This is a genomic window from Gracilibacillus oryzae (assembly GCF_009498735.1).
GTDB classification, from domain to species: Bacteria; Bacillota; Bacilli; order Bacillales; family Amphibacillaceae; genus Gracilibacillus; species Gracilibacillus oryzae.
Genome location: NZ_ML762424.1, coordinates 511,202 through 514,898, shown reverse-complemented (window position 1 = coordinate 514,898; position 3,697 = coordinate 511,202). Strand labels below are relative to the sequence as shown.

4 protein-coding genes are annotated in these 3,697 nt (G+C 36.2%); all 4 read left to right on the top strand.

All coding sequences use genetic code 11. The features are described 5' to 3' along the window. Positions 1–606: 2-oxo acid dehydrogenase subunit E2 (locus F9U64_RS22790; RefSeq protein ID WP_228275560.1), on the top strand; the 606-nt coding region annotated here is incomplete at its 5' end. A 288-nt stretch (positions 607–894) separates the two neighbouring features. Next, positions 895–2,043, top strand: a complete 1,149-nt coding sequence (yhbH, locus tag F9U64_RS02565; RefSeq protein WP_153401333.1) for a sporulation protein YhbH — start codon at positions 895–897, stop codon at positions 2,041–2,043. 118 nt (positions 2,044–2,161) lie between these two features. Next, a complete protein-coding gene (locus F9U64_RS02560) occupies positions 2,162–2,647 on the top strand; it encodes a DUF4367 domain-containing protein (RefSeq protein ID WP_153401331.1) in 486 nt (161 codons plus the stop codon). 90 nt (positions 2,648–2,737) lie between these two features. Further along, positions 2,738–3,697, top strand: a 960-nt coding sequence (locus tag F9U64_RS02555; RefSeq protein ID WP_228275559.1) for a NupC/NupG family nucleoside CNT transporter, incomplete at its 3' end; no start/stop codon positions are given.

Here is a 3,697-nt window from a genome sequence, read left to right as displayed (position 1 = left end):
AATGAAGTGGATATGACAGCTGTAATGAAACTTCGCAGTGAAAGAAAAGATAAATTTGTAGAAAAGCATGGTGTCAAGCTTGGATTTATGTCATTCTTCACCAAAGCAGTTGTTGGAGCATTAAAGGAATTCCCATATATCACTGCAGAAATTCAGGATAATGAAATTATTTTGAAAAAATACTATGATATAGGAATTGCTGTCTCAACTGACGATGGATTAGTAGTGCCAGTCGTTCGTGATGCTGACAGACTTGATTTTGCCGGCATTGAATCAGAGATTGCTAATCTTGGTACAAAAGCAAGAAATAAAGAATTACAGCTTGGCGATCTTCAAGGAGGATCATTTACAATAACAAATGGTGGTATTTTCGGTTCATTGCTGTCAACACCGATTTTAAATACACCGCAAGTTGGTATTCTAGGTATGCACACCATTCAAAAACGTGCAATGGTTATGCCAGATGATTCAATTGAAGTTCGTCCAATGATGTATATTGCTTTATCATATGATCACAGAATCGTTGATGGTAAAGACGCTGTACAGTTCCTTGTCCGAATCAAACAATTACTGGAAGATCCATACGATTTATTATTAGAAGGATAATTCAATTAAAACACTCATTGACATTTTCTGTGTTAATGGGTGTTTTTTAATTCCCATTTTCTCAAATTATGCTTGATGAGAGCGTGAGGGGAGTAATCCAGTTATGGAGGTCTTCTAGTGTTATAACTTCTGAGAATGGCAGGGAAAATGAAGTTATAAAAAAAATCCCATCAAAATCTGGAAATGTCTGTTTTCTTCCATTACAAAAAATAAATTTTCTGCCCATTTATTTATCTTTTTCTCTTTGCTTGCATACAATAAAATAATACAAGCAGAGGAGGGGATAGGATGGCTGATTCTAATTTTGTAATTGCAGAAGAAGATTGGTCCCTCCATAGAAAAGGGTATGACGACCAAAAACGGCACCAGAATAAGATAAAGGATGCAATCAAAAAACGTCTGCCTGATATCATTAGTGAAGAAAGCATTATTATGTCGAGAGGGAAAGATGTTATCAGAATTCCAATTCGATCGTTGGATGAGTACAAAATTCGATACAACCAGTCTAAAAATAAACATGTCGGTCAGGGAAACGGTGATAGTAAAGTAGGAGATGTTATCGCACAAGATGGGAAGCCGAAGAACAGTGATAAAGGTGACAAAGCAGGCGACAAACCGGGTGTCGATTATTATGAAGCAGATGTTGACATGGAGACATTGGAAGAAGCGTTTTTCTCTGAATTGGCATTGCCGAATTTAGAAGAAAAAGAGAAAGACAATATTACTGTCACAGATGTAGAATTCAAAGATATTAGGAAAAAAGGGCTCACAGGAAATATTGACAAGAAGCGGACAATGCTTGCATCTTATCGCAGAAACGCATTAGAAGGGAATCCTTCTTTTACACCAATTTATCCAGATGACTTACGTTATAAGACATGGGACAATATCATTAAACCAGAATCTAAAGCTGTTGTACTTGCGATGATGGATACAAGCGGCTCAATGGGGCAGTTTGAAAAGTATGTAGCAAGAAGTTTTTACTTCTGGACAATGCGCTTTTTACGTAAAAAGTATGAAACCGTTGATGTCGAATTTATTGCTCATCACACCGAAGCAAAAGTTGTTGATGAAGAATCCTTCTTTACCAAAGGGGAAAGTGGAGGTACGATTTGTTCTTCCGCCTACCGCAAAGCATTAGAACTAATTGAAGAGAAATATCCAGTCAGCAGCTATAATATTTACCCATTCCACATTTCAGACGGTGATAATTTAACATCAGATAATCGCAGATCATTGGAAGCTGTTCACGAGCTGCTGGAATATGCAAGCCTGTTCGGATATGGGGAAGTAAATCAATACAATCGCTATTCTACATTAACGCAAGCCTTCAAAGATATTGACCATCCGAAGTTCAGTCAATTTGTCCTTCGCAACAGGGAAGACGTCTTTTATGCAATGAAACATTTCTTTCAGGAAAAAAGCTACTCTCAATGAGTAGTTTTTTTTCTTGTAAAGGTTGTTTAAAAAGTAAAAATTAGCAGAAAAATGTTGAAACTTTCTCCCCTTACCTAACGTCTAATATAATATATGGGTAAAATTGGGAGGAAGAAAATTGAAAAAAATTGCAGTATTTTTATTATTGGCGCTTTGTATATTGATTATCGGATGCAGCAGTCAATCGGCTATACCAGAAGGATTCCATCATTACGAAAAAAAACAAGTCGAGTCTGCACTTGATCAATTACAGTTCAAGCCGGAATTGCCCCAATATGTTCCCATTCCTGCAGAAATTGTAGTAACAGATCGTTTTGTTGATATGCAAACAGACCAAGAAGCATTTGACATTTCGATGTTTACAATAGATAATGATATTTTTACGATTCAAATATATGATACAGAAAAAGCAAAATTAACAGCAGCGAACGAAGAAATCCAATTAGCAGATAATACAAATGCTTACTACAGTGATCAACCTTATTCCAAGACCTTAACATGGAAAAAAGAGGGGATTACTTACAAGTTGACGTATCGCAGTGGTGAACATACTTTGTCGAAAAGTGATTTAATCAAAGTTGCTGAGTCATTCCAGCCATCTTAAAGCTGAACTTATTTTCTGGGAATGTGATTATATTACAGAAAAAAAGGGAAGATTAGAAAGGAATGAATTTTATAAGGGAGGGATCTTTTTGTGGGCATCATATTAGGGATTTTAGCAATTATACTTGTACTAGCAATCGCATATGCAATGAGTAATGATCGGAAAAAGATAAACTATTTGGGTATTGGCTTAATGCTGCTTGCTCAAGTTGTGACAACATGGTTCATGTTTATGACACCAATTGGTGAATGGATTATCAATAAGATTGCCGCAGTATTTAATAAGTTAATTGAATTTGGTAAAGAAGGGGTTAATTTTGTCGTTGGAGGGATAGGCGTTGATGAAGGAGCAAGCGTCTTCTTCTTTAATGTGCTACTTATCATTATATTCTTCTCCACATTATTATCTGTATTAACTTACTTAAGAGTTCTACCATTTATTATTAAATATATCGGCTTTGTTATTTCTAAGATTACTGGGCTGCCAAAAGTGGAATCATTTAATGCGGTAAACAGTATGTTCTTTGGCCAATCGGAAGCATTGATTGCGATTAAGTCTCAGTTTCATTATTTAAATGCTAACAGGTTATTTATTGTCAGTGCTTCAGCAATGGGATCTGTGTCGGCATCTATTATCGGTGCTTATATGCAAATGCTGCCACCGGAATATGTGTTGGTGGCACTTCCATTAAACATGTTTAGTTCACTGATCGTAGCATCTATTATCGCACCTGTTGATCTGAAATCATCAGATGACGAAATTGAATTAAAAGAAGTTTCCGAAGCGAATAGTCTGTTTGAGGCAATGGGAAATGGAGCATTAGATGGCGGGAGAATCGCATTAATTGTTGGTGCAATGTTGATTGCATTTATTGCTGCATTAAATTTAGTTAATTTCCTTATTCAATTAGTTTTCGCCGGGGTTACATTGGAGCAAATTTTAGGATATATCCTTTACCCAGTTGGTTTCCTTATGGGGATTACACCAGGCGAACTTGTTGAAGCAGGTGGGATTATGGGAACGAAAATTGTTACCAATGAATTTGTAGCA

Excerpts from the sequence above, each read along its gene's own strand:
- yhbH (WP_153401333.1), top strand. The coding sequence starts at position 895 with ATGGCTGATTCTAATTTTGTAATTGCAGAAGAAGATTGGTCCCTCCAT.